Origin of the sequence: Paenibacillus sp. FSL E2-0177, assembly GCF_037992975.1 — a bacterium.
Taxonomy (GTDB): Bacteria; Bacillota; Bacilli; order Paenibacillales; family Paenibacillaceae; genus Paenibacillus_AQ; species Paenibacillus_AQ odorifer.
The window spans coordinates 1747818-1772681 of sequence record NZ_CP150307.1 but is presented as its reverse complement, the minus strand read 5'-3'; the positions used below and the strand labels follow the sequence as shown (position 1 = coordinate 1772681).

The window sequence follows — 24864 nt, the reverse complement described above, 5'->3', positions numbered from 1 at the left end:
CATCACCATGGCTTAGGCACATCCTCTTTTTCTTTAAGAAATCAATTTAGACTCTTCGGCTTGTTCAGAAGCCTTATGGATAAAAGGCTCCAGTGGTTTCTTGAGGAGTAATGCCAGCAAGAGTGCCAGCACACCGAAGATAATCAAATAAATCACATCACGAATCGCCACTTCCGGCAGAATTCCCCCTACCGCCTCCCGCATCAGACTAATTGCATAGGTAAACGGCATATACGGATTTAATATTTGAAAAAAACGCCCAGTCGTACTAATCGGAAATGTACCGCCGGAGCTAGAGAATTGAAGCACCATGAACACGATTGCTATTCCTTTTCCCAGGTTGCCAAATACAGCGACAAGCGTAAATACAATGGTTACGAACACGATGCTGATTAACACTCCAAAAAGTACAAACCACACCTTATTCACCACATAACAGTGCAAAATAAAAATGTTGCCCAGGACAGCCACCAGCCCCTGAAGAATCCCCACCGTAAGGAAGGTCAGCAGGCGGCCAAAATACAATTGATATCTTTTGTACGTTAGCCCCCCCGTATCCACACCTGTGCGGAGAAGAGAGACAAGCAGTGTGCCTCCGACCCATAAGGAAAGTACGACATAAAAAGGAGTCATTGCTGAGCCGTAATTCGGAATGGGATATAACTTATTCTCTTTTAACACTACCGGATTGGCCAAAAAATCACTTTTGCTCTTAATATCTCCTCCGAGCAGTTGCGCAATTTCCCCCAGATCAATCTCTTCTTTAATTTGGCGGATCGTGGAGGCGGCTTTTCGAATCGAGTCTTCCAGTACTGGAAGATCATTTCTCACCAAATCTGCGGCAAGCGCCACTCCTTTGTCTGCACGGGGGAGTCCTGTACGAATCAGCTCCGAGACCTGATGAACCCGCTCTTCTACAGTAGGCAGATCCTGACGCACGAAATTCGCAGCTTGCTGTATCTTTTCCCCTGCAGTAGGTAAGCTGCTCTCCAATAGCGGAAGTGTATCTCGGATGAAAGCACCAAAGCCCTGGGTCTGATCGGCAACCCCACTGGCTGCTGTGTGGACCGCTTCGCGTATAGCTGGCAAATCCTGCTGCAGACTAGCTAAGCTTGTCTGCCCGAACTCAATCGCCGACATCGTCTCTTCCAGCAGGGTACCCAGCGCGGGTATACGATCTGGCACCTGCTGCAATGCGGTGGCTGTGACATCTGCCGCCGAAGTTATTTGCTCCAGTGTATTTTTTATGGCAGGGATAGTCGACGAATCATACCCAGAGATAAGCTTCGCAATTGCCAGCTTCCCAAGACCAGACTTTAGGAACAATTGGTTAATTGCACTGGAATCAGCGTTATCCTTATTCTGAAGGTCAGCCGCCATAGCATTTACCAAGGACTTCTGAATGTTCAAAACACTGTCTACACCTTTCAATGCCGCAAGCTCAGCAATAGACACTGTTTCAGGGGAAAATGTGTTCAATGCATTTAACATAGAAAGTGTGTGTTCAATTACGCTGCTTCCTGCAGCCAACTGTGCTGAGAGTAACTCCAACTGCTCACGTACCGCTTGTGGCTCGTTATCCTCTCCCTTTAACTGTTCAGCAAGCTTGACCACTGAGCTCTCCGTTTGCTGTAGGAGATTAAGATTCTGTTTGACAGCTGCTGGAACAGCTTCAAATGCAGCACTGTTCTTCTCCAAAAATTGTTGAAGCTCCAGAACAAAATCATTTCCGGCAGTGGCAATCTTTTCTGCCTCAGGCAGTGCTGTTAAGGCAGCATTAACGATTTTATGCGCTTCCGTAAGACCTTGCGAGGCCTGAGCCATGATCTGTTCAACTTCACCATAATGGTTATCAAGTTGAACGATTAGCTGTGCCGCTTCTTCAATCTTGGGCAGCTTGTCCTGTAGCCCCCCTAAATGATCTAAGGTACTCGCGATTTGCGGCCAATGCTCAGCAATTTTCTCTAAAGCCTCACCCGCTTTTTCCACCTCTGGCAGCTTATTCTCCAATGTGGAAATACGCTCTGCTGAGGCATGAATCTGCGGCCAATTTTCCTGAATTTTTAATACACGTTTACCTGCGGTTTCAATTTCTGGCAGGCTCGCCTCTAATTTAAACAATCCTTTTTCTACCTTGCGTATAATGGGCAATTCAGATTGAAATTCCTTATCAATTTGACTTAAAACAGTAAATACCGTCTCACTAATCGTTTCCGTGAAATTCTCACTGATCTGTGTGGTGATTGAAGTGGCGCCTTTATCTGTGATTTTAGGAGCAATCGCATTTATTTTCTCATTGACGGTATATTCGATCTCTGGTTTCACAATCGTTCCTTCAAGAATTCCAGTCATTCGTTTGGAGAAATTAGCAGGGATAACAATACTGGCATAGTAATCTCCGCGTTTGACACCATTATGTGCACTCTCTGCATCTACAAAGGTCCAGCCCAAGTTTTTATTGCTCCGAAGACTTTCCATGACCTCATTGCCGATATTAAAATCCTTCTCCTGCACCTTAGTACCTTCATCTAAGCTGGTAACAGCAATTTTAATGCCAGAAGTATTGCTATAAGGATCCCATACTGACGCAACGTTCACCCAATCATACACGGAGGGCAATACCACCAAAGCGGCAACCAGCAATACGGCCACAGGAACTCTGAATAAATTACGCCAATCGTTCCTATAAATCCGTAGTATTCCGCCCATTCGCTGCTCCCCCTAATCTGCATGTTTTGATATTTTAATATGCCCGAGGAGACAAGCTTTTACTATTCATTTTAGGAAACTCATGACTTCTCATTGCTTTTTAAAAAAACTTTTAAAAAAATGCAACAAAAACTGCTCTTCTCACGTAAAGAGTAATATAAACCCGTTTAAGAAAAAACAGAGCGGGTAATAAGTTCTATACAACGTCTTACATATCTCAAGGGGGAGATTAATAATGTTTAAGAAAAAGTCAGCGTATGTGTTACCGGTTGTTGTTCTGTTGTTTCTTTCCCTCATTACTTCTGCAAGTACCGTTGGAACACGGGTAGATGCGCAAGATAGTGACAAGACCCAGCATCAAACAGTTTACTTTCATACTATTGAATCCGACCATGGCAAGCTCTCCGGTATGACCGATGAAATAAACTGGTATCAGGGTGCTGATGCCGATCGAATCTTTGCTGAAAGAGATCCAGAAGCTGCAGCAGAAATAGGCGGAGCTCCAGACAGTTATTATATTGTAAATGATGTTGATACTCTGACAACTTATCCGATTGCGGATAACGCCACAGTGACGATGCAAATTTTTGATCACACTGGCAATATGGATGACTTGGATATCAACTGGAATGAGTCCATCACCTTACAGCAATTTATGGATCAATTTAATAAAACGGATGTCATCGACTTGAGCCAGTTCCCGTATCACATCACCATTCAGGACGGCGTAATTACTTCTATCGTTCAACAATATATACCTTAAGGTGCAACATAAGAAAGAGGGTTACTCAGCAGCCATGTAAATGGCTTATAAGTAACCCTCTTTTTTTATTTCCTTAACGAATTATTGTTTAGCTGCATCCTTAACGGGAACCCCAAAATTCGGCGTACCATCTTCATTCCAATGGAAGACTTGAGCACGAGTATGACGGTTCGGATCGTACAGCGGATCGCCGGTAATTTCTTTATAATTGCGGCAGTGGTAGATGAGTACATCTTCCCCATTTTCATTTACAGTAAAGCTGTTATGACCCGGTCCATATTGTCCATTCTCTTCATTGGTCTGGAATACCGGTTCCGGCAGTTTGGTCCATGAAGTGGCATCCAGCAGGTCGCTGTCCTCATCTGCAACTAAAAGTCCCATGCAGTAATTGAAGTCCGTAGCGCTAGCCGAGAAGCTGATAAAGATACGGCCGTTACGTTTAAGCACTGCAGCTCCTTCGTTTACCTTGTACCCAATAATCTCCCAGTCATATTCAGGAGTAGCAATCATGGTCTGAGGACCGGTTAGCGTCCATGGATTACTCATTTCCGAAATATACAGGTTAGAATTCCCCTCAATATTCAGATCCTTCTGTGCCCATACATAATACAATTTTCCTTTGTGTTGAAAGGTGGTTGCATCCAATGCAAAGGATTCCCAAGCGGTTTTTACCTGGCCTTTTTCTACCCATGTTCCTTCTAAAGGATTGGCAGATTCATTCTCAAGAGCAAACATACGGTGATCGAATAATCCATCCTTCGTCTCCGTAGTACGCGCCGCCGCGAAATAAATGTACCATTTCCCGTCAATATAATGGAGCTCTGGTGCCCAAATGTTTGCACTAAGCGGACCCGTCTCATATTTACGCCAAGCTACAACCGGTTCTGCAGCAGCCAATCCCTCGATTGTTGTTGCTCTCCGAACTTCGATCCGGTCGTATTCTGGGACAGAAGCAATAAAGTAGTAATAACCATCTGTATGTTTATATACCCATGGATCAGCTCGTTGCTCCACCAATGGATTTTTATATTCTACACTCGTATTCATAATCTCTCTCCTCTATTTAAACTTTAACAATACAGAACCATGCTGTGGAAGAGTTTGAGAAATACCTTCGTTAACCACTTCCAAATCGCGGCTCTGCCATAGATCACGTATAGTATTAGGAATTGAAACCTTAAGCTGCTCGAACGACACCTGAAGCGTTAAAGCTTCATCGCTAAGATTAAACAAAGCTACATAATGGTTACCTTGTTCATCCTCAGATGTCCAGATCGCATGCTCCTCATTTAGCGCCACCTGTCTGCCGCCTTTACCATAACGATGCAGATGAAGCACTTCCTTATTGGTCAATAAAGATAATGTCCAATCATCATTGTCCCGAAGTTCTCCTCCAAACATTAACGGGGAGCGGAAAATACTCCATAGTGTCATCATGGTGACCTGCTCGTCATGAGTAAACCGCGTGAACCGGTCTCCCCCGCCATCTACAGAACGAATGCCCAGATGACCTAACGGAAGCATGTCACAATCCGGCCAATGGCCCGGCTGCACATAAGGAGCCCATTTCTCACAGCGCTCAAACATCCCGCGCAGCAAATGCCAATGATCCCAGTAATCATCGGTCATTCTCCAAAGGTTAGCGTGTCCGGCTAAGTGTTCAGCCTCTTCCACTGGAGCAGGTCCAGGCGAAAGACTGAGCACCATCTCGCGACCACTGCGGTCAATAGCCTTACGGATCATAGCAACTTCTTCTTTGTGATATCCATAAATGCGTGAAGCGGCAATATCATCCACTTTCACATAATCCACACCCCAACTGGCATACAACTGGAACAGCGAGTCATAATACGCCTGACTGCCTTCTTTTGAAGCATCTACTCCATACATATCCGTATTCCATGGACAAATAGAATTTGGGTGAGCCACATCGCGTGCGGTTTGCTCAGATCCTAGAATGGCACTGGCCGCATGAGCAGCCTGACGCGGGATTCCGCGCATAATGTGTATGCCGAATTTCAAACCCAATCCATGTACATATTCAGCGAGTGGCGCAAACCCTTTGCCTCCCGCTGCGGAAGGAAACCGGTTCTCAGCAGGTTGAAGTCTGGAGTACTCATCCATAACCAGCGGTACAAAGTTGCGGTACTGCGAAGAATTCGCTCCAGGCTCATACCACTGAATATCCACAACTACATATTCCCAACCAAAGTCCTTCAAATGGGTAGCCATATATTCTGCATTGCCTCTTACTTCTTCTTCATTTACACTGGCCCCGTAACAATCCCAACTATTCCAGCCCATCGGGGGCGTAGCAGCTAACAAATTTTGTTTGATGATTTTCACGTCCTTTTCAAAAACTTAGTATTCACTCCCAGCGAGGTGCCAAGGGATAAGGGCAAGTAGAGTCCTGCAATCTTGTTCTTACCTCTACAAGACAGCCACAATAACGGCAAGTGCTACCAAATTGCAGGCCAGAGCAATCTCGGCAATGTTCAATACGCTGCAAATATTGCTCCTCCGGTGCTAAAGGTCTTTCTCTAGTGGCTATTTCTATTAAACGCTCCAATTTTTCTGGGCTTATTCTCATGTTCTCATCACAGCTTTTGCAGCGACGGTTTTTTTCTTGGTTCTCTGACATGATGTTATTCCAGAGTCAAGACTACCACGGAAGCAGGTGGAAGCTCACAGCTCAGCTTTTCACCTAATAAAGACGCACCCTCAAAAGCTACTGGAGTAACTGTATCCGGTGCCTCAAATGTATTGTGCGCTCCCAGCACGGAATGCGTTAAAATCTGACCTGTCACTTTGCTAAAGCTAACCTCTTCAATACCAATACTTAGCGATGCGCTGTCCTTATGGCTCAGGTTACAGAGTGAAACATATACTTTGCCATTCGTATCACGAGATGCAGAAACGCTAATCTGTGGAATTGTAAGCTCCCCAAACGTATAATCAGGGCTCTCAATAGTAACTTCAAGCAGTTCATTATCCTGATGCTCTTTGTACATTTCAAATACATGATAGGTAGGCGTTAGAATCATCTTGTCGCCCTCCGTCAGGATAAGAGCCTGCAGTACATTGACCACTTGAGCCAAATTCGCCATTTGCACACGACTGCTATGCTTTTGGAAAATATTCAGCGTTACCCCTGCTACCAATGCATCTCTGAGTGTATTCTGCTGATACAGGAACCCTGGATTCGTACCAGGTTCACTTAAGAACCAGGTTCCCCACTCATCTATAATCATTCCAACCCGCTTATCCGGGTCATATTTATCCATAACCGCTGAATGTTTAGTAATCAATTCATCCATATGCAAGGTTTTTTGCATAGTCTCAAACCATTCGGCTTCATCAAAACCTAAAGCGTAACGTTTCTCTTCCCAGCTTCCAGGAATCGTATACGAATGAAGACTGAGACCATCCATAAACCGTCCAGCTTCGCGCATTAGCACTTCCGTCCAATTATAATCATCAACGTTGGCGCCACCAGCGATTCTATAGATCTGATTTTCACCATAATTGCGCACATATGTCTGGTAACGTCTGTACAAATCTGCATAATATTCTGGACGCATATTGCCGCCGCAGCCCCAGTTCTCATTACCTACACCAAAATACTTCAACTTCCACGGCTCTTCACGCCCATTTTCACGACGCCAGTCCGCCATCGGTGATTCGCCTTCAAAGGTCATATATTCAACCCACTCCGACATCTCCTGAACAGTGCCACTGCCAACATTCCCGCAGATATACGGTTCACAATCCAGCAACTCACATAATTCAAAAAATTCATGCGTCCCAAAATGATTATTCTCGACGACACCGCCCCAGTGCGTATTCACCATCCGCTTACGGGTTTCTTTTGGACCAACGCCATCCTTCCAATGATACTCATCGGCAAAACAACCCCCCGGCCAACGAAGGACAGGAATATTAACTTTTTTGAGTGCTGCTAGGATGTCATTGCGGAAGCCCTTGGTGTTCGGAATCGGTGAATCTTCCCCCACATAGATCCCGTCATAGATACATCTGCCCAAATGCTCAGCAAAATGACCATATAGATATTTGCTGATCTTATTAATTCCTTTACCTGCATGTAGCTTGATCGTAGTCATCTATTCTCTTCTCCATTCTTTTGCTTACCCCAGATGGAAATTCCATTTTCATTTAATCCAGTAAATACAAGGGTCTGAGTTTCTTTCTCCCAATCCCATGACGGAAGCAATTGCACCTTCTCTATCCGGCCTTCACCCTCGACAACATCATTCCAGACCAAGGTCAGGACTCTGCATCCATCAAAAGACCAGCTTCCCTTTCCATTCGCACCTTCCAGCTTAAAGTCAGAGGATAGACTTATGACGGCAGACTGAATCTGGCCATCCGCTGAGGGGTCCATTACAATCCATTCCCACTGTCCTGCGATTAGCTGTTCTGGAATATCCTGTTCCACTTCACCCGCATACCGTTCTGGAGATACAACAGGCCAACCATCCTCTGTCCACAGAATTCGACGAACCTGTAAATAGGACCAATGTTTATCGATTTCACCACGTGCATGATGAACTATATAATAGCTGCCATCCTCATGAAGAACTGAGTTATGGCCGGGAGCTATCCAACCTGGATCTTGTCCAAAGCGATAGCCACCCAGTATTTTATTGCCGACCTCATATCGGGGTTGATGCGCACTATCAGTCATATCTCGTCCGTTATAATCCACATATGGGCCGGTAATAGTATCTGCACGAGCGACACGAACGTTATAATCCTCAAACAGGGAGTCATAGGAGACGAACAAATAGTATTTTTTGAATTGCTCGTTATACACTATGTACGGTCCTTCAACTGCTCCATCTTTAATGGTATTATCCCGTTTAGCGATCAGCGTACCAAAACCTTCTTGCTTCGGTTTGCCCGTTTCCGCATTCAGCTCAATGATATGAATTCCACCAAAAAAAGAACCATACACCATCCACATTCGCCCATCTGCATCCGTAAGCACATTGGCATCAATCGCATTCAGTGAATCTTCAGCACGCGTCTGAATCACTACACCTTCATCGGTCCAAGGTCCCTCAATAGAAGCTGAAGTTTGAAGTCCGATTAGCGATTGTCTACTTCCGAAAGATGAGGCCGAGTAATACATTCGATACTGTTCACCGTATTTCACCACATCGGGTGCCCATAAATTAGTAGCCCCTGCCCATTCCTTCGCAACTTGGGGAATTCCCGGCAGCGCATAATGAACCCATTCCCAATGGATAAGATCCTGTGATTTCCGAACCATTACGCCTGGACGTAATTCTCCTCCGACTCTTATGTCCGTAGAAAAAACATAGTAACCCTCATCTGTTTTAATAATGCCTGGATCATGTGTGTTGTGAATCGTCCATAAAGACTCGATATCAATCACTGATAGATCATACATTGGCATGTTCCCCGGGGAACTTGGAAAGACAAGATCTGATGTTTTTTTTACCATTAAATTATCACCTCAGAAATAGCAACAGATTGAACAGCAATAAATATTAAATTTAAAATGAAAAAATATGTATTCGCTTACAATATAAAATAACATATATAAAAAGCCTTGTAAATATATTTCTATAAACCTTTTTATATTTATATGAAATTAAACTCGAAATAAATGAATTAGGGCGAAATAACAGCCTTTTTCTTTAGATTAATTCTTTATATGTTTAAATTTTACTAAATCAAATAAAAATCATGCCAAAAATCCCTCTTATATTCGTACATTCTACAAAATAAGGAAGTATACTTTATTTATATGCCTTATTAGTTTATAATTTTATAAAATAGTATAATTTATGACGTAATCGGAAGAAGGTATTGATAAAATGATCTATATTAAAGATTTAATGAGTGGATTAGAAATTTTTAAGGCACTAAGCTCAGAAATCAGAATTCTCATTTTAGAGCTCCTTGCCACCAATCAAGCCTTGAACCTGAATGAAATTGCCAAGAAACTGAACCTCAGCAACGGCGCCATCACCATGCATATTAAAAAGTTAGAAGAAAGCGGTCTCATTGAGATAAACACATCAGTGGGTAAGCACGGTATTCAAAAGGTCTGCTATTTAAATAAGGACAAGCTTATTGTTGACCTTCGCAGCAAGGATGTTGATAATCTTTACGAAGTAGAAATTCAAGTAGGTCATTACAGCAACTATCAGGCTGTTCCAACTTGTGGACTGGCTACCAAAGACAGCATCATCGGGGATTTCGACGAGCCGCGTTATTTTGCAGATCCGCAGCGAATTGAATCCGAAATTATTTGGATGGCTGAAGGGTTCCTCGAATATAGAATTCCGAACTACCTTAAAGCCAACCAAACGTTCCGCGAAATTCAGTTCTCGATGGAGATCGGCTCTGAAGCTCCTGGGTCTAACGATAACTATCCGTCCGACCTTTATTTCTATTTAAATGGAATTGAAATCGGATTCTGGACTAGCCCTGGCGATTTCGGAGATACCCGGGGAACATTTAACCCCGATTGGTGGCCTCCGCACCTAAACCAATACGGTATGCTGAAGCTGATCCGTATCAATAATGAAGGCAGCTTTATTGATGGCTGTCGGATTTCTGACGTGACCCTTGATGATATCCAATTGGATTACAAAAGTGAACTCACTTTCCGTATCGCAGTAACCGACAAACCTACAAACAAACGTGGACTCACGATTTACGGAAAACATTTCGGCAATTATAGCCAGGACCTACTGGCACGTGTGTTGTATGATGTACATGAAGTTGGAGAGGGCCTCCCTCGTAACGCTGTTATAATAGCAGAGTAACAACCCCGCTTAAATAAAAAGACCCTAGATTCAGCTAACGCTGATTTAGGGTCTTTTTGTGCTTCGTATATTTTTTCGATATTGAACCATAATAACTTTGTCTCCCAAACCACCGAGAAGGAGTGTTTCGAATGCGTGAAGGTCTAATTCCCGCTGTTCTTGGAACCGTCGTAACCGCTTCTAGCGCCGCTTTTCTTGGAAGCAAGTATAAGATGGCAGCAACAGGCGTACTTGGATTTGGTCTGGCTCATGTCGTATTGGGTGCCATTGATCTGTTTGAGCATCGGTAAGGATTGGAAGATGCCGGGTGGTATGAACACTGCCCGGTTTATTTTGTATTTCTTATGTTGGCGCAATTACAAGCTGCTCCAACAGATGATGTCATAAAAAAAACAGCGCTTCTCCTGATATCGGAGAAGCGCTGTTTATGTTTGGGTCATTGGCTGGTTGCTCCAACCTTGTCTCCATCATCTCACGTATCTCACGTGGCTTACGTGACTTACGTGGCTTACTGGCTTACGTGGCTTACGTGGCTTACGTGGCTTACGTGGCTTACGCGGCTTACTGGCTTACGTGGCTTACGCGGCTTACGTGGCTTACGCGGCTTACTGGCTTACGCGGCTTACGTGACTTACGCGGCTTACTGGCTTACGCGGCTTACTGGCTTACGCGGCTTACGTGGCTTACGGACCCAGATGACGTTATTTGCATATTTTTAGCTCTTGGAGCATGTTTTCGGACTCCAGTGACGCTATCCATTGGAAAATGACCAATATTGGACGTTTTTCAAGCCAATAGCTGCAATGGAGTCCGATAGCACCCAAAATATTGGAAAATGCTGCGTATAAGGTCCGCTGGGTCCGATCGCTACTATTAATACGTATATCTGATGGTACTTGTGCATGCATGCGTGATGGGTAGTGAAAACCCACACGCATGCGGCAGCGGTAATGCATGAGCATTCGAGAGCGGCAACCCACACGCTTCCGCAATGGGCAATATATGAGCATTCGAGAGCGAGAACCTACACGCTTCCGCAAAGCGGCAATATATGAGCATTCGAGAGCGAGAACCCACACGCTTCCGCAAAGCGGCAATGCATGAGCATTCAATTGCGGGAACCTACTTGTTTCCGGCAGCGTCAACCTATGTGCTTCTAACAGCAGCATTCCACTCGCTTCCGCCAGCAATAAGCTAAAGTCAAAAAAAGGGGCTGTCCCAGCAGCTATTTTCATAGCTTATGGGACAGCCCCTCTTAACATTTTGAATAATTATTTTATAGCTACATAAAATAATCGTTCAGCATCATCTTCTGCCTCTACCCACTCGAAATCGGCGTAGATCTTCACATCACTAAACCCAGCCTTAAGCAGCTCTTCCTTCATCCAGTTAGGATCGTAGGCGCGCTGAATATGGGTCTCTTCGAATCGGCGATAGCGATCGCTATGTCCGTCTTCACGGGCAAAAATGGACAGATGATGTTCAATTTCGCGGCGTGGAACATCCATCTCACAAGTCCAAATATAAGAAACAGATGGCTCGTCCAGAATAAAGGGCTGTTCTTCTTCATAACGAATTAGTGTGTTTGGATGATGCACATCGAACAGGAAGGTTCCGCCTTGCTTTAACCCTGCATAGGTACTGGCAAAAACAGCGCTGATGTCATCCTCTTCCAACACATAATTCAGACAATCACAAAAGGAAATTACAGAATCCACCAGCTCCGGAAGCTCCCATTCCTTCATGTTTTGTCTAATCCAACGAACACTGCCTTCGCGCAAAAAACGCCGTCCCAGGGGATGATCCTCCATTTTGCGCTGTGCCACTGAGAGCATATCAGAAGATAAATCGATTCCGGTCATATGATATCCTGAACCCGCCAAAGGAATTGTAATACTTCCTGTTCCGCAGCCAAGCTCGGCTACAGTTAACGGTTTGCCGTATTTACTCCATGCGGCTTCAGCAAAGGATATCCAATCTGGATACGGCATATCTGCCATAAGCTCATCGTATACATAAGCAAATTTCCCATAGGAAGACACAATTACACCGCTTTCTATAACAACATTTTATAAATTCCGTCTATTGAATCGTAGCTTAATCCGTCGTTTCTTCTTGCCCTTCGGTTGTTCCTTCTTCATTATCCTTAGCAACAAGATACGTCCAGTTCTCTTTTTGAGTAATATGGCCTTCCTTCATCAGCTTCCCAAGTGCACGCTTGAAGGCGGATTTACTGATTCCGAACCGTTGTTTGATAATATCTGGCGGCGTAGCATCCGAATAAGGCATCGCTCCACCTGGACGAGCATTTAAGAACTCCAAAAGTGCGGCGGAATCTACATCCATCCCCACTTCTTTACGAAGACCCATAGAAAGGTTAACACGTCCATCTTCACGGATATGAGAGACACGTGCTTCAAACTGCTCACCAAGACGCAGCAGACGGCTCCGCTCCGAGGAATGGACCATACCGATAATCCCAAAGCCTAGCACACCCGCATCCACAAGTACAAAAGTACCCATTTGCAGCGGCTTATACACTCGGGCTGTTACAGTCTGCCCCATCCAAGATTCAGGTGCAGGCAGAGCTAGAGGAGCAAGCTCCTGTTCTCCGGCCAGCTTGGCACGCAGACGCCCCTGTTTATCATGCTCCATGATCGCAAACACATAGTCCCCAACCTGCGGACGCAGCTCTGGAAGCTCTGGAAGCTCACGGATAGGCAGCAGCAGCTGACGTCCAAGACCCATCTCCAAAAAGCAGCCCAGACGCGGATGAATATCAGCCACTTCCAATAACGCCATCTCGCCCAGCGTCAGAAATGGTTTTTTCATCGTTGCCGCAAGACGGTCCTCGGTATCAAAGAAAATGAAAACTTCAACTTTATCGCCGGCTTTTACCTTCTCTGTCAGCTCCGTATAATGCAGCATAACATCTTGGTCTCCAGCATTCAGAAAAAATCCGTATGGCGAAACTTCCCGCTCTACATGAAGTGTAACCGTAGTTCCTGCAATCAGGCTCATACAGTCTCCACAACCTTGGCATCGGACCACAGACGCTCGATATTGTAATATTCACGCTCATCGCGGTGGAATATATGAACGATAACATCGCCAAGATCCATCAGCACCCAGCGTGCTGAATCCATGCCTTCAATCCCTTTGATCACTCCGCCTGCTTCATGAACCACTTTACGGACTTCGGTAGCGATCGCCTGTACCTGAATATCCGAGTTACCGTGACATACGATAAAGTAATCACTGATTGGTGAAACATTACGTAGATCTAGTGCCACGACGTTCATTGCTTTTTTATCTTCAACAGCCTTAAGGGCCAGTTCTAACAGCTTGCTTGGTTGTACACTCATATTTTATCCTCCAATATTCTAACTAAATCATTACGCGCCAGTACCGTTAAGGGGAAAATCACCCGACGTTTCTCCAGTAACAAACTAATCGTAGAATCGAACCCAGCGACTAATCCTTCTTCCAAACTTACTTGTGCCTTCTCGCGTATCTTATCAACCCCGGGAAAATCACGCCCAGGCTCGATGTAGTCAGCTAGGCAGACGATCTTTTCAAGTAAACTCATGTCTTCACGGCCTGAGGTATGGAAACGAATCGCATTGATAATATCAGGATCCGTAATCCCATAGTCTTTCTCAGCTACAAAGGCGCCTACTTCCGAATGCCACATCTGCTTGTCATACACCAGAAGATCCAAATTTAATTGATTTTGTTCAATGATCTCCTTCATACGCTCAACCGGCCAATACTTAGCCACATCATGCAGAATTGCTGCTGTCTCTGCACGCTCAGGGTCAGCACCATATTGCTTCGCCAGTTGAATAGATGTCTCCATCACGCCGAGTGTATGCTTCCAGCGCTTATCAGGCATCTGTGCGGAGACCGCTTCAATCAGTGCTTCGCGGCTGTATGCCATACAATCCACTCCTTTGAACATAATCGAACACTGCCTCTGGAACCATATAACGAATAGATTTACCTGCTGCCGCCCGTTCTCTTAACATCGTTGACGAAATATCAACCAGTGGCATATCTGCAAGCAATACCTTTTTTGCTATAAAGTCTGGCAATGCATCTAGATCAAGAGGTGTCCCCGGACGACCCACACCAATAAATGTAAGCCGCTGCACCAGTTCTTCAATCTCGTTCCATTTCGGCAAATACTGAACCATATCCGCTCCAATGATGAAATAAAGATCGAAATGCGGATACTCCTCTTGCAGACGTCTTATGGTCTCATAGGTATAGGAGACGCCACCTCTGACAACTTCCCAATCTAATGTGCAAAAAGCTTCGTGATTCTTCACCGCTTCCTGCACCATGGCTAGTCGGTCTTCTCCAGATACACCCGCCTCATGTTTATGAGGCGGGATATGTGAAGGCATAAACCATACCTCTTGCAGACCATAAGTATCTCTTGCGGCTTCCGCTGCCATCATATGACCGATATGAAGAGGATCAAAGGTACCTCCCATAATTCCAACTTTCAAGAGGACAACCTCCTCGGTAAGGTATACTTACAGCTATTAACGCGGCAGCTCAATGGTTTTGTTATCACGTGATTCTTTGTATAGAACGACAGTTTTACCGATCACTTGCACAAGCTCAGAACCCGATTGTTCAGCCAGAGCAGCACCGATTTCCTTGGGATTCTCAATATTATTGCTCAGTATACTAATCTTCATAAGCTCGCGCTTCTCAATAGCTTCTTCAATATGGCGTACGAGGTGATCGTTTACTCCACCTTTGCCCACTTGAAAAATAGGATCGAGATGATGCGCCAATGAACGAAGATACCGTGTTTGTTTACCAGTTAACATAAATGAATAACTCCTTAATTAACATATATTATTACCTATTATTACCCTAACTTGATGAATCCATTTCTTACTCATTTCCACCCAAACAATCGAGAATAGTCTGCCGCATGATTTCCGTAGGTGCAGGCTTCCCTGTCCAATACTCCAGAGCATAAGCTCCCTGATAGACAAACATACCAAGGCCTCCATGAATCGTACAGCCCCGTTCGAGTCCTTCCAACAATAGCCGCGTGCGCAGCGGATTATAAATCAGATCGCTTACGACCATTCCTTCACGAAGCAGTCCAGGATCTATCGGTGTCTCATCCATATGAGGATACATACCTACGGAGGTAGTATTGATCAGCACGTCTACACCACTTAGCATTTCTGCTACTTCGTTCATGCTAATCCCGATGACATTCCCTTTGCTACGGCATTGTGTCGCCAAATCCTCTGCCTTATCAACACTGCGATTAGCGATAATGATTGAAGAAGGCTTCTCCTGAAGTAGTGCGGCAACAATTCCTCTTGCTGCTCCACCGGCCCCGATAACCATAATCTTCACACCAGACAAATCAGAAATAGCTTCCGCTTTGAGCGAACGCACATAACCGATCCCATCCGTATTATATCCGGTGAGCACTCCGTTATCATTAACAATCGTATTGACTGCACCAACGGCTACTGCACTCTCATCTAATACATCCAAATATTGCATCACCGCAACCTTATGCGGAATCGTCACATTCACTCCACGGAAACCAAGCGTACGGATCGCTTGCACCGCATCGCCCAGCTTCTCCGGGCGGATGTGAAGCGGTACATAAGCACCCGGAATTCCCAGCGCTTGCAGCGCTGCTTCATGCATAATTGGAGATTTGGATTGTATAATAGGATCTCCCATTACACCGAGTAGAATATTACCGCTATTGTAGCCTTCGACTGCAGTTGTAGACAATAGATTATCCTCCCTCGTTAAATCATCGAAGGGCGGGTAAGCACCTTCACACCACGCGGAACATGAATGGCCACAACTGCACCTTCAGTTCCATTAACCTTAATCCAGCCCAGACCCGAAATATACAGATCGGCTCTGCTGCCCCGGTTAATCCGGAACTCATGCCGCTGCCAAGGTGGCAGCTTGTCCATCCGGTCACTTCCCGGTGGAGACAGCATTTCACCGCGATGATCCTGATAGAGGGAATCTGCGCGTTCCAGCTTCGTGCGATGGATTTTTAAAGTACCACTAATAAAGCAAGTGAAGGATTGATGCGGGCCTTGTACGAAATCAAAACGTCCCAATCCACCGAAGAAAAGAGTCTGTCCTTCGTTCAACTGATAGACTGTCGGCTTCAAAGGATTGGCAGGCATAACTGCATCCAGATCCTGACGCTCAACTAATTCACTATAACGCCAAGGATACACAATCCCTGGAGTATCTATAATGTAGTGGCCGTCATCCAGTGGAATTTTGACCGTATCGAGTGTTGTGCCAGGGTAACGTGAAGTCGTTAACTCCTGCTCTAAATCGCTATAGTCCGAAATCAGACGATTAATAAGTGTGGATTTGCCCACATTGGTAGCACCTACTACATATACGTCGCGTTGACCGCGCAACTCCGTTACGGCTTCCAGCAAACGGTCAAAACCTTGATTGCGTTTCGCACTGCAAAGTACGATTTCAGCCGTCCGCAAGCCTTCCTCTTTACAGCGCTGCTGCATCCAGTTACGCAACTTGTTCCAGTTTGTAACCTTCGGCAGCAAGTCACATTTATTCACTGCAAGAATAACAGGGTTATTGCCAACAAACCGCTGCAGGCCGGAAATCAGACTGCCTTCGAAATCGAAGATATCGACAATATGAATAACAAGCGCATTCTTCTCTCCTACTCCACTCAGCAGGCGAAGAAATTCATCCTGATTCACCGAAACAGATGAAGCCTCATTATAATTTTTAATCCGGAAACAGCGTTGGCAAATCACCGGGTCACGTTCAAGTGCAACCTCCGGAAGGTATCCTGGTTGATCCTTATGTTCCGTCTGAAGCTTGATGCCGCAACCGCTGCACTTCTCAGGACGCTGTGTTTCGCTTTGTTCGTTCATTACTATTTATCCTCCTCGTGCCACAATCCTTTTTTGCGAAGCCGTGTCAGAGCAACCCGCTCTACCCGGCGATTAAACCTTGTGCCGAACCCCTCGTCCTTGACGGAGATTGGCAGTACCAAAACAGTATACAGGCCAAGGCGATTGCCGCCGTATACATCAGTAAGCATTTGGTCTCCCACCACAATCGTTTGTTCAGGGGGCAGCTCCATCTGCTTCATCGCTTTGAGAAAAGGAGCATTACTCGGTTTACGAGCCTGGTGCACAAATTCAATATTAAGCGGTGTTGCAAAGCGGGACACCCGTTCCATGTTATTGTTAGATACGATGATGAGCTTAAAGCCCAGTTCCTTCACCTTTTCGAACCATAACAACAGCTCCGGAGTAGCCACAGGCGCTTTGGCACCGACCAGTGTGTTATCCAGATCCGTGATGATTCCGCGATATCCCTGTCTATACAGCTCGTCCAGAGCAATATCGAATACCGTATTCACCCGGAGTTTGGGAACTAACATTTCAAACAATACGTTCACCTCGATTTCATACAAAAAACTATAACATACTCCTTGCGCATCGCAAATAAATCTGTAGCTATACTTTCACGCAAAGTGTTATTTCTTGGATCTCATTTTTCTCCGCACCCACAAAGCTTCAGTATACACGCTCTGCCAGTCTTTGTCTTCAATAACCTCAGGGCTATATTTCGCCTTTTCGAACATTGTTAGTAGTGAGTATAGATGATCAGCCACTGCCGGCCGTTCTCCACTCCAGCGATCTACGGCTTCACGTAAAGTTTCGTGTTCTTCTTTTAGCATTCCCTTGCGATGCAAATACCTTACCCAACGCTCAGTTTCCGCCACTACTTTCTGATCTGGCGTTAAAGGCCGGCCATTGCGCAGCTGCTGCATGAAGAAGCGAAGCTTAAAGCGTCTATGCCAAACTATAAAAATCGCCCAGGACAGCAAAACCACTACAGCTGCCACAACAACCCATAGACCTACATGAAACCCTTGATCTTCTTGTGCATTATTCACAGGCGCTGGTGTAGGTTCTGCCTGCTCTTCTTGATCTTCTGGCTCGACTTCAGGGGTTTGCTCACTCTGAGTTAGAAGCGGAATATTAAATCCAGGTGTAGCTTCAACTGGAATCCAACCATAATCACCAAAATAAACCTCAGCCCAAGAGTGGGAATCCGCATTGGTAATTGTATAGTTATTATTCACTGTGCCGGATTGCTGTTGTGCCGGATTCATTGGGATTTCTGGCTGTTCCCCAGGTGCGTACCCCTTAACCCATCGTGCAGGGATGTTCAGAGAGCGCGCCATAGTAACCAGTGCCGTAGAATAATAATCACAGTAACCTTCCTTTAACTCAAACAAAAACCCTTCTACAAAATCGTTGCTTGTGACACGTGATATATCTGGATTATTGGTATATGGAAAGGTTTGTTGTAAGTATTGTTGCAAAAGCGCTGTTTTTTCATACGGCGTTTTTCCTTCAGCCGTGATTTCCTCAGCCAGCTCCCTGACTCTTTTAGGAAAATCGTTAGGCAGTTGAAGAAACATTTTCTCCAAATCGTTCCCTTTATATAGCTCCTCATACGTCTTTGTTGTCAATTCTTGAACAGGAATTACAGGAACCTCAGACGTCACCTCAAAAGTAGACGGATAAGCGAGTTTTTTCCCATCCACATCCCAGATCAGCTCGCTGTCTCGGCTTCTCCAGGAGAGTCCATCTCCAACTTTTTCCCCATTTAAAGAATCCACCGAAGATACTGAATAAGTGCCAAATAGTACGGGAAATTCATTATTATTAAGCACGGTTACTGTTTGTTTCAGTGTTCGTGTATTTACTTTAGAACCCACACTGCTCTCTAAAGCTTCACCTACATCCACCGCTTCTAGAGGTCCCCGATTTAACCGGTCTCTATCGACCCAACCTCTTCCGGAATATAATCTGCGCGTTTCTCCCCGCATATAAATACGCAAATCAGAAACTACTGTCATCACCGGTGTATAATCGAAGGTAAAGCCGCCACCTAGTTGATCATCATTCAGACTGTAGCCTGACGAAGTATTGTTAGTAGGGGAGACAGAACCCATCTCAGATTTCGTGGTCCCAACTGTGCCCTTCCCAGAAGACTTCCCAATCCCATTCCATTCTTGCCAAGCGGTATAAGGATCGGTTAGGGTAGGCCTTACCCCAGGCATATTCACTCCAATTAGGATGACCAAAGAGAAGACGATGGCAATATTAATGACTATTTTCGTGGGATATTTCAGCAGATGCACCCAACCACGCGGATATTGAAGCTGGAAGCTTCTCAGATGCTGGCTGACCAGCCAGCCCATCCCCGCAAATACCGTCCAGGCTACTTCCTGCCACAAAACAATAGATGTAAAGGAATCCAAGGCAGCCAAGGCCACTATGTTCATTCCTATAAACCATAAAATACGTCTTTTTGAGGATGCCCACCAAGACGACAACAGCAGCAGGGCTGAGGCTCCGAGAGCAAACCAGATATAGGGCACCATATGAACTGCAATATCCTGCAGTCTGTCCGGGAGGGTTGTTGCCCAAGGATCAGCAACGTATATACCATAATTGATAAGTATCCGATAAACGATATAAATAATAGCTGCCGCTTCAATAAAGAGCCTTATCTGAACTTTTACAGGAATTATGATTTCAATAACAGTGATCGTTATTAATGCAGCCCACACAACAGCAGTTGTCTGTCTTAACCAGATAGGTTCCGTATAAGAGACCCACTGGTGGGCTATAATTAAAAGCCACAATAGACCTAAAGAACGGTGCCAGGAGAATTTCATCTGATTCCACCAGTTTCTCATATCAGACTTCCCCTCCTAATACTATGGGAAGCTCTTGCAGTGAGCTAATGCTGTAGCCTGTAATCCCCCGTGATCTTAGAACGTCTGTCCAATCTGTGCTGCTATTCGTTTCTGATAAATTCCCTATATGAATGTGCGACGGAGTCATCCCTCTGCTGTCAGCCCAACGTAGTGCATCCAGTACAGGCTGACCACGTTGAGGACTAATTAGCACGAAGTATGAGCCTTTAGGGAACATACGGTAACCTTTTTCCAAACGGGATATGAGTGGACCGTGCCCTTCGGCGTTAAGATCGATCAAATATTGAATCATTTTCTGACGCTCAGCAGCACCTTCAACAGGTGCAAATACCTTCGTGGTCTTATCCAAACAGCAAAGACCGATCCCAATTCGCTCTCGAATGCCGAATCCAAGTAGTGAGGCTGCGACGGAGACTGCGAGTTCAAATTGATTCGAATTCGTATAAGCAGAAGCAGAGCCGTCCAGAACTAGAATGGTCTTGGGAATCGACTCATGCTCGAACTCTTTGGACTTCCACGAGCCTGTCTTTGCCGTTGCATTCCAATGAATGCGTGTTAGGCGGTCGCCATATACGTAGTCGCGTACACCGTTAATTTGGGTAGTCTCACGTCGTGATTGAACAACAGAGGTCTGTGGCCCAGAAAGACGGGATTTTCTTTCATATAACTGCCACCGCGGAACATAGATTGCACGAGGCAACACCTGAAACTGGCCTTCAGCCAGAAAAGTACCTTTATGCTCAACAAGGCCAAAAATATCTTGGCTGATGATATCCGTATCTGAAAATGTATAAGTGCCCCGTTCGAGAACTGGTGTCTGAAACCGCAGTTCCCCAAGTCCTCTGAGGCTGGGAATCAGGCTTTCCTCAAATACCCAGGATTCGCCATTATGCCGTTTCAGAACTTCCCTAACAACTACATAAGGTAAAGGCAAAATCCCCGGGATTGTGACCTTCAGACCTACACGAAGATACCCACCGGCAGAGAGCAAATCTCCCTTATCCTGTTCGGCATAAAAACTGCGAACACCCTTAGCCCGCCGAACGCCTCCCAAACCTCCAGCAATCAGATATGCAATAAGTACAGAGACCATAATAAACAACATAAATGCAGTTTTACCGCCCTGAAATAGTACATATAAGAGAGTAATACTCCAAATTACAAGGATGCTGGCGAACTTAGTAGGCTGAATGCGAGCTGCCACCGTAGACAAATAACGTCTCATATTATTGCCTCATCGTAACAGGCACTTGAATGCTCTGCAGAAGCTTTTGAAGCAGTGAATCTACGCTAACATTATCTAGGCGCGACTCTGGACGCAGCAATATACGATGACCCAAGGCAAATGGAGTAAGCACCTTTACGTCATCTGGAAGCACATAATCTCTTCCCTGTAAGAAAGCATAAGCTTTACAAGCCAGCATAAACGATAACGAAGCTCGTGGACTTGCACCGAGCAATACAAGCGGATGCTCTCTTGTCTGGCGCACAATATCTAACAAGTAATTCAGTACAGGATCACTCATATAAATCTCACGAATTTCCTCCTGAATACTAGCGATCTGCTCCATACTAGTGACAGCCGTAAGCCTGTCCACCGGTTGACCTTCTTGATGGCTCAGCAATAGATTTTTTTCGGTTGCTGCATCAGGATAACCAAGACTAATTCTTAGCATAAACCGATCCAACTGAGCTTCCGGCAGCGTGTAGGTTCCCTCAAAATCTATCGGATTCTGGGTGGCGCACAACATAAATGGATGCGGCAGCGGATAGGTCTCCCCATCTACGGTTACATTTCGTTCCTCCATCACTTCCAGAAGGGCGGATTGTGTCTTTGTGGTGGCTCGGTTAATTTCATCGGCCAGCAGGATATTCGTCATCACTGGACCTGGGCGGAAATGAAACATCTCATCTCTCGGATGATACACAGATACACCGGTAATATCACTCGGAAGAATATCCGGATTACATTGTATCCGGCGATACTCTCCGGACATTGATCTGGAAAGTGCGCGAATAAGCTGGGTCTTTCCTGTTCCCGGTACATCCTCGATCAGAACATGACCACCGGCAAGCAGCGCTGTTAGCAGCAATTGTATTTCAAATGATTTTCCAAGTATGCAGGATTCTAGATTATTACGGACAGCATTCATGATGTGCATTGATTCTTGACGAACGGGCATATATGATCCTCCTAGGTCAGAATAAGCAGTAATATTTATATTTTACATGATTAGGGGACCCAAAGTACATTGTTGAAGCTTACGAAGTGTAAACAAACCAAAAACCCGCAGGACAAAATGTCCCGCAGGTTCTAATCTAAATCGCTAAAATCCCATTATCCTTTAGGCCGAACAACCAATGCAGCCAGGAAAGAGAACACAATCGCTGACGAAATCCCTGCGCTCGTGATATCAAAAATCCCTGTAACTACACCGATCCAGCCATCCCTTTCCAGCTCTGTCAATGCTCCATGGACCAAAGAGTTACCGAAGCTTGTGATTGGAATGGTTGCGCCCGCACCCGCAAATTTCACAAGTGGATCATAGATGCCAAAAGCATCAGCAATCGCTCCGGCTACAACTAATGTACTCATCGTATGTGCAGGTGTCAGCTTCAATACATCAAACATCAGCTGGCCTATAACACAAATGGCTCCTCCGATCAGAAAAGCCCATAAGTAAATCATCATTAAACTCCACCTCCACTTTCTATAGCAACAGCATGAGCCACACACGGAATGCTCTCTCCCTGCTGGTATGACAATGGGGATAATAAGGCTCCAGTTGCCACAATCAGCACCCGTTTTAGTTCACCTTTTTTAATACGCTTGAGTATATGACCATAAGTCACTACTGCGGAACACCCGCAACCACTTCCTCCGGCGATCACATACTTCTGTTTCTCCAAATCGTAGATAAGCAAACCGCAATCATCAAAGGTTGTTTGCTCCATTGGAATCCCTTCTTTAGCTAATAAGGTTTTCGCAATGGGCAAGCCTACAGATGCAAGATCACCTGTAACAATTAAGTCATAATGCCCGGGGGATAGTCCGGTATCCCGAAAATGCGCAGTGATCGTATCCGCCGCCGCCGGTGCCATCGCTGTTCCCATATTAAAAGGATCTGTCAAACCGAGATCCATTATTCGTCCAAGGGTAGCCGAGACCACTACCGGATTGTTGCCAGTCCCATCATTCTGACCTACTACAGCACAGCCCGAGCCTGTGACCGTATATTGCGCCGTTGGCGGCTTCTGTGAACCGTATTCGGTAGGATAACGAAATTGCTTCTCCACCGTACAGTTATGGCTGGATGTTCCCGCGAGCACGTATTTGCTGCCTCCGGAATCTACGATCATAGAGGCAATTGCAAGGCTCTCCATGGAAGTGGAGCAAGCACCGAAAACTCCAAGATAAGGCACACCTAATTTTCTTGCCGCGAAGGAGCTGCTGATAATCTGGTTCATCAAATCTCCGCCAACAAAAAACTCCAGCTTCTCCTTATCCAGGTTTGCATTAATCAGTGCCAGTAGGGAGGCTTTTTCGAAAAGAGCCCGCTCAGCCTTTTCCCATGTTTTTTCACCCATTTCCAAGGAATCAAATATAAAATCAAAATCTGACGTTAATGGACCCTCTCCCTCTTCAGGACCCACTACAGCGGAAGAGCCTAAAATAACGGGACGGCTCGTGAACTCCCAAGTCTGACTGCCAAGCTGTTTCATGTATGTGCACCTCCGCCAACGCCTAAAAAGAGATAGACGATACCAATTATGAAAGCAGCAACGGCACCAAATACGATGACTGAACCCGCCAGCTTGAACATATTGCCGCCCACACCGAGCACAAGTCCTTCCGCACGATGTTCAAGAGCTGCTGAGCACATACTGTTCGCAAAACCAGTAACCGGAACCGCAGTTCCTGCACCGGCCCATTGCGCCAGTTTGTCATACACGCCAAAGCTGGTCAGGATTACAGAAAGTAGAATCATCGTCGCTACAGTTGGACTTGCGGCTTCTTTGGAGGTCATATCGAATATTGCCATATAAGCCTCCTGAATCCCTTGTCCAATTACACAGATTAGGCCGCCAGCAAGAAATGCTCGCACACAGTTTTTGAATACGGGCCTAGCGGGTACAAAGGGCTTGGACAATTTCTCGTAATCTTGCGGGGTCAGGGTATCAAGCTTCAGCTTGACACCCGATTTTTTCGTTTTCGCCGGCATTGAGGGCACCTCCTGAAAGTTAGGCGAAGGGGGCTGACAAGCATCATAGTAGTACTCACTTTGAGCCCCTCAAGTTGTTTCTTCGCTTAGAAGTTTTCCTTATTGTTTGCCATACCCCGCTTCGTTATGTCCCTCCAATTCAGGAAAAATACAGTAACACAACTATCAGCAGCAAGAACAGCACAAGAATAAGCACTGCTTCCTTTTCCAGAGAGTTGTGGCGCCAGTAACGTCTGCGCGCTCCGCTAACCTTTAGGTTTCTTTTGGAGTATCCTCCCTGCACCCTTCTTTTGGGTACACTACCTGCTACCCTCATTTCCTTCGCATCCTTTCTAAAGCTCCTGCCACCAGAGCCCCTATTGCATTGTATTCGCGGAGCGTTCACCGGGTGTTCATTGTCTCTTTAGCATGGACAAGTGAGCTCACAATGTTCATACTAAGTGGCAGGAAGAAATAACGTTGTCGTCCATTTTGGATCGCAACCGTTTCTCGTAGAACTATAAGGATGATGTATAACGCAAAGCTTATACGTCCTTATATTTTAAT

At 45.5% G+C, this 24864-nt stretch carries 25 protein-coding genes; 4 read left to right on the top strand and 21 right to left on the bottom strand.

Annotation, left to right across the window (positions count from 1 at the left end; all coding sequences use genetic code 11):
- Window positions 1–33: 33 nt before the first annotated feature.
- Window positions 34–2709, bottom strand: coding sequence for a YhgE/Pip domain-containing protein (locus MHI25_RS07890; protein ID WP_340395213.1), 2676 nt, complete (start codon window positions 2707–2709; stop codon window positions 34–36).
- A gap of 235 nt (window positions 2710–2944) precedes the next feature.
- On the opposite strand from MHI25_RS07890, the gene MHI25_RS07885 reads away from it, so the two are divergent.
- Entirely contained in the window at window positions 2945–3472 is a 528-nt protein-coding gene (locus tag MHI25_RS07885; protein WP_076130705.1) for a hypothetical protein, read from the top strand.
- A gap of 81 nt (window positions 3473–3553) precedes the next feature.
- Here MHI25_RS07885 and MHI25_RS07880 read toward each other — a convergent pair whose 3' ends face one another.
- From MHI25_RS07880 to MHI25_RS07860, 5 genes are read right to left on the bottom strand one after another with little or no spacing between them, the layout of a single operon-like run.
- Window positions 3554–4519 (bottom strand): family 43 glycosylhydrolase, encoded by a 966-nt coding sequence (locus MHI25_RS07880; RefSeq protein ID WP_076125166.1) that lies wholly within the window; start codon window positions 4517–4519, stop codon window positions 3554–3556.
- 12 nt (window positions 4520–4531) lie between these two features.
- Window positions 4532–5809 carry a glycoside hydrolase family 27 protein gene (locus MHI25_RS07875; RefSeq protein WP_076125487.1) on the bottom strand — a complete coding sequence of 426 codons (1278 nt, stop codon included), beginning with the start codon at window positions 5807–5809 and terminating at the stop codon, window positions 4532–4534.
- 31 nt (window positions 5810–5840) lie between these two features.
- Window positions 5841–6113 carry a DUF6171 family protein gene (locus MHI25_RS07870; protein ID WP_076125168.1) on the bottom strand — a complete coding sequence of 91 codons (273 nt, stop codon included), beginning with the start codon at window positions 6111–6113 and terminating at the stop codon, window positions 5841–5843.
- Window positions 6114–6117: 4 nt separating this feature from the next.
- On the bottom strand, window positions 6118–7593 hold the full coding sequence (locus MHI25_RS07865) for an alpha-N-arabinofuranosidase (protein ID WP_076125169.1): 1476 nt from the start codon (window positions 7591–7593) through the stop codon (window positions 6118–6120).
- Window positions 7590–8906, bottom strand: a complete 1317-nt coding sequence (locus tag MHI25_RS07860; protein WP_305954080.1) for an arabinan endo-1,5-alpha-L-arabinosidase — start codon at window positions 8904–8906, stop codon at window positions 7590–7592. Before MHI25_RS07860 ends, MHI25_RS07865 begins: the two co-directional genes overlap by 4 nt.
- Window positions 8907–9336: 430 nt before the next feature.
- Here MHI25_RS07860 and MHI25_RS07855 point away from each other — a divergent pair, with 430 nt between their 5' ends.
- The 3 genes from MHI25_RS07855 (at window position 9337) to MHI25_RS07845 (ending at window position 11062) form a co-directional block, all read left to right on the top strand.
- Entirely contained in the window at window positions 9337–10293 is a 957-nt protein-coding gene (locus MHI25_RS07855; RefSeq protein ID WP_036675692.1) for a winged helix-turn-helix transcriptional regulator, read from the top strand.
- A gap of 131 nt (window positions 10294–10424) precedes the next feature.
- Complete coding sequence (locus tag MHI25_RS07850; RefSeq protein ID WP_036675694.1) at window positions 10425–10583, top strand: hypothetical protein; 159 nt, start codon at window positions 10425–10427, stop codon at window positions 10581–10583.
- A 137-nt stretch (window positions 10584–10720) separates the two neighbouring features.
- Window positions 10721–11062 carry a hypothetical protein gene (locus MHI25_RS07845; protein ID WP_340395212.1) on the top strand — a complete coding sequence of 114 codons (342 nt, stop codon included), beginning with the start codon at window positions 10721–10723 and terminating at the stop codon, window positions 11060–11062.
- Between the two features lie 502 nt (window positions 11063–11564).
- On the opposite strand, the gene MHI25_RS07840 is transcribed toward MHI25_RS07845, so the two are convergent.
- The 15 genes from MHI25_RS07840 to spoVAC form a co-directional block, all read right to left on the bottom strand.
- Entirely contained in the window at window positions 11565–12335 is a 771-nt protein-coding gene (locus MHI25_RS07840) for a class I SAM-dependent methyltransferase (protein ID WP_340395211.1), read from the bottom strand.
- A gap of 55 nt (window positions 12336–12390) precedes the next feature.
- A complete protein-coding gene (locus tag MHI25_RS07835) occupies window positions 12391–13314 on the bottom strand; it encodes a S1-like domain-containing RNA-binding protein (RefSeq protein ID WP_036675697.1) in 924 nt (307 codons plus the stop codon).
- Complete coding sequence (gene rsfS, locus MHI25_RS07830) at window positions 13311–13658, bottom strand: ribosome silencing factor (protein WP_036675699.1); 348 nt, start codon at window positions 13656–13658, stop codon at window positions 13311–13313. Before rsfS ends, MHI25_RS07835 begins: the two co-directional genes overlap by 4 nt.
- Window positions 13655–14233: a bis(5'-nucleosyl)-tetraphosphatase (symmetrical) YqeK gene (gene yqeK / locus MHI25_RS07825; protein WP_076125176.1), complete on the bottom strand. Its 579-nt coding sequence runs from the start codon at window positions 14231–14233 to the stop codon at window positions 13655–13657. Before yqeK ends, rsfS begins: the two co-directional genes overlap by 4 nt.
- Window positions 14205–14807: a nicotinate-nucleotide adenylyltransferase gene (locus tag MHI25_RS07820; protein WP_076125178.1), complete on the bottom strand. Its 603-nt coding sequence runs from the start codon at window positions 14805–14807 to the stop codon at window positions 14205–14207. Before MHI25_RS07820 ends, yqeK begins: the two co-directional genes overlap by 29 nt.
- A 36-nt stretch (window positions 14808–14843) precedes the next feature.
- Complete coding sequence (gene yhbY, locus MHI25_RS07815) at window positions 14844–15137, bottom strand: ribosome assembly RNA-binding protein YhbY (protein WP_036675703.1); 294 nt, start codon at window positions 15135–15137, stop codon at window positions 14844–14846.
- Between the two features lie 67 nt (window positions 15138–15204).
- Window positions 15205–16077: a shikimate dehydrogenase gene (aroE, locus tag MHI25_RS07810; protein ID WP_076125180.1), complete on the bottom strand. Its 873-nt coding sequence runs from the start codon at window positions 16075–16077 to the stop codon at window positions 15205–15207.
- Window positions 16078–16094: 17 nt separating this feature from the next.
- On the bottom strand, window positions 16095–17222 hold the full coding sequence (yqeH, locus tag MHI25_RS07805) for a ribosome biogenesis GTPase YqeH (RefSeq protein ID WP_076125182.1): 1128 nt from the start codon (window positions 17220–17222) through the stop codon (window positions 16095–16097).
- Between the two features lie 2 nt (window positions 17223–17224).
- Complete coding sequence (locus MHI25_RS07800) at window positions 17225–17746, bottom strand: YqeG family HAD IIIA-type phosphatase (RefSeq protein ID WP_036675921.1); 522 nt, start codon at window positions 17744–17746, stop codon at window positions 17225–17227.
- A gap of 87 nt (window positions 17747–17833) precedes the next feature.
- A complete protein-coding gene (locus MHI25_RS07795) occupies window positions 17834–20074 on the bottom strand; it encodes a transglutaminase domain-containing protein (protein WP_076305044.1) in 2241 nt (746 codons plus the stop codon).
- Window position 20075: 1 nt separating this feature from the next.
- Window positions 20076–21320: a DUF58 domain-containing protein gene (locus MHI25_RS07790; protein WP_076301931.1), complete on the bottom strand. Its 1245-nt coding sequence runs from the start codon at window positions 21318–21320 to the stop codon at window positions 20076–20078.
- Between the two features lies 1 nt (window position 21321).
- Window positions 21322–22278 carry a MoxR family ATPase gene (locus MHI25_RS07785; protein ID WP_076125188.1) on the bottom strand — a complete coding sequence of 319 codons (957 nt, stop codon included), beginning with the start codon at window positions 22276–22278 and terminating at the stop codon, window positions 21322–21324.
- Window positions 22279–22433: 155 nt separating this feature from the next.
- Complete coding sequence (gene spoVAE / locus MHI25_RS07780; RefSeq protein WP_036675923.1) at window positions 22434–22784, bottom strand: stage V sporulation protein AE; 351 nt, start codon at window positions 22782–22784, stop codon at window positions 22434–22436.
- A gap of 2 nt (window positions 22785–22786) precedes the next feature.
- Entirely contained in the window at window positions 22787–23818 is a 1032-nt protein-coding gene (gene spoVAD, locus MHI25_RS07775; protein WP_036675714.1) for a stage V sporulation protein AD, read from the bottom strand.
- Window positions 23815–24318: a stage V sporulation protein AC gene (gene spoVAC / locus MHI25_RS07770; RefSeq protein WP_076125192.1), complete on the bottom strand. Its 504-nt coding sequence runs from the start codon at window positions 24316–24318 to the stop codon at window positions 23815–23817. Before spoVAC ends, spoVAD begins: the two co-directional genes overlap by 4 nt.
- Window positions 24319–24864 lie beyond the last annotated feature (546 nt).

Bases quoted from the DNA above. Each gene is read 5' to 3' on its own strand.
- MHI25_RS07890 (WP_340395213.1), bottom strand. From the start codon at position 2,709: ATGGGCGGAATACTACGGATTTATAGGAACGATTGGCGTAATTTATTC.
- MHI25_RS07885 (WP_076130705.1), top strand. From the start codon at position 2,945: ATGTTTAAGAAAAAGTCAGCGTATGTGTTACCGGTTGTTGTTCTGTTG.
- MHI25_RS07880 (WP_076125166.1), bottom strand. From the start codon at position 4,519: ATGAATACGAGTGTAGAATATAAAAATCCATTGGTGGAGCAACGAGCT.
- MHI25_RS07870 (WP_076125168.1), bottom strand. From the start codon at position 6,113: ATGTCAGAGAACCAAGAAAAAAACCGTCGCTGCAAAAGCTGTGATGAG.
- MHI25_RS07865 (WP_076125169.1), bottom strand. From the start codon at position 7,593: ATGACTACGATCAAGCTACATGCAGGTAAAGGAATTAATAAGATCAGC.
- MHI25_RS07860 (WP_305954080.1), bottom strand. From the start codon at position 8,906: ATGTATGATCTATCAGTGATTGATATCGAGTCTTTATGGACGATTCAC.
- MHI25_RS07855 (WP_036675692.1), top strand. From the start codon at position 9,337: ATGATCTATATTAAAGATTTAATGAGTGGATTAGAAATTTTTAAGGCA.
- MHI25_RS07850 (WP_036675694.1), top strand. From the start codon at position 10,425: ATGCGTGAAGGTCTAATTCCCGCTGTTCTTGGAACCGTCGTAACCGCT.
- MHI25_RS07845 (WP_340395212.1), top strand. From the start codon at position 10,721: ATGTTTGGGTCATTGGCTGGTTGCTCCAACCTTGTCTCCATCATCTCA.
- MHI25_RS07835 (WP_036675697.1), bottom strand. From the start codon at position 13,314: ATGAGCCTGATTGCAGGAACTACGGTTACACTTCATGTAGAGCGGGAA.
- rsfS (WP_036675699.1), bottom strand. From the start codon at position 13,658: ATGAGTGTACAACCAAGCAAGCTGTTAGAACTGGCCCTTAAGGCTGTT.
- yqeK (WP_076125176.1), bottom strand. From the start codon at position 14,233: ATGGCATACAGCCGCGAAGCACTGATTGAAGCGGTCTCCGCACAGATG.
- yhbY (WP_036675703.1), bottom strand. From the start codon at position 15,137: ATGTTAACTGGTAAACAAACACGGTATCTTCGTTCATTGGCGCATCAT.
- yqeH (WP_076125182.1), bottom strand. From the start codon at position 17,222: ATGAACGAACAAAGCGAAACACAGCGTCCTGAGAAGTGCAGCGGTTGC.
- MHI25_RS07795 (WP_076305044.1), bottom strand. From the start codon at position 20,074: ATGAGAAACTGGTGGAATCAGATGAAATTCTCCTGGCACCGTTCTTTA.
- MHI25_RS07790 (WP_076301931.1), bottom strand. From the start codon at position 21,320: ATGAGACGTTATTTGTCTACGGTGGCAGCTCGCATTCAGCCTACTAAG.
- MHI25_RS07785 (WP_076125188.1), bottom strand. From the start codon at position 22,278: ATGCCCGTTCGTCAAGAATCAATGCACATCATGAATGCTGTCCGTAAT.
- spoVAE (WP_036675923.1), bottom strand. From the start codon at position 22,784: ATGATTTACTTATGGGCTTTTCTGATCGGAGGAGCCATTTGTGTTATA.
- spoVAD (WP_036675714.1), bottom strand. From the start codon at position 23,818: ATGAAACAGCTTGGCAGTCAGACTTGGGAGTTCACGAGCCGTCCCGTT.
- spoVAC (WP_076125192.1), bottom strand. From the start codon at position 24,318: ATGCCGGCGAAAACGAAAAAATCGGGTGTCAAGCTGAAGCTTGATACC.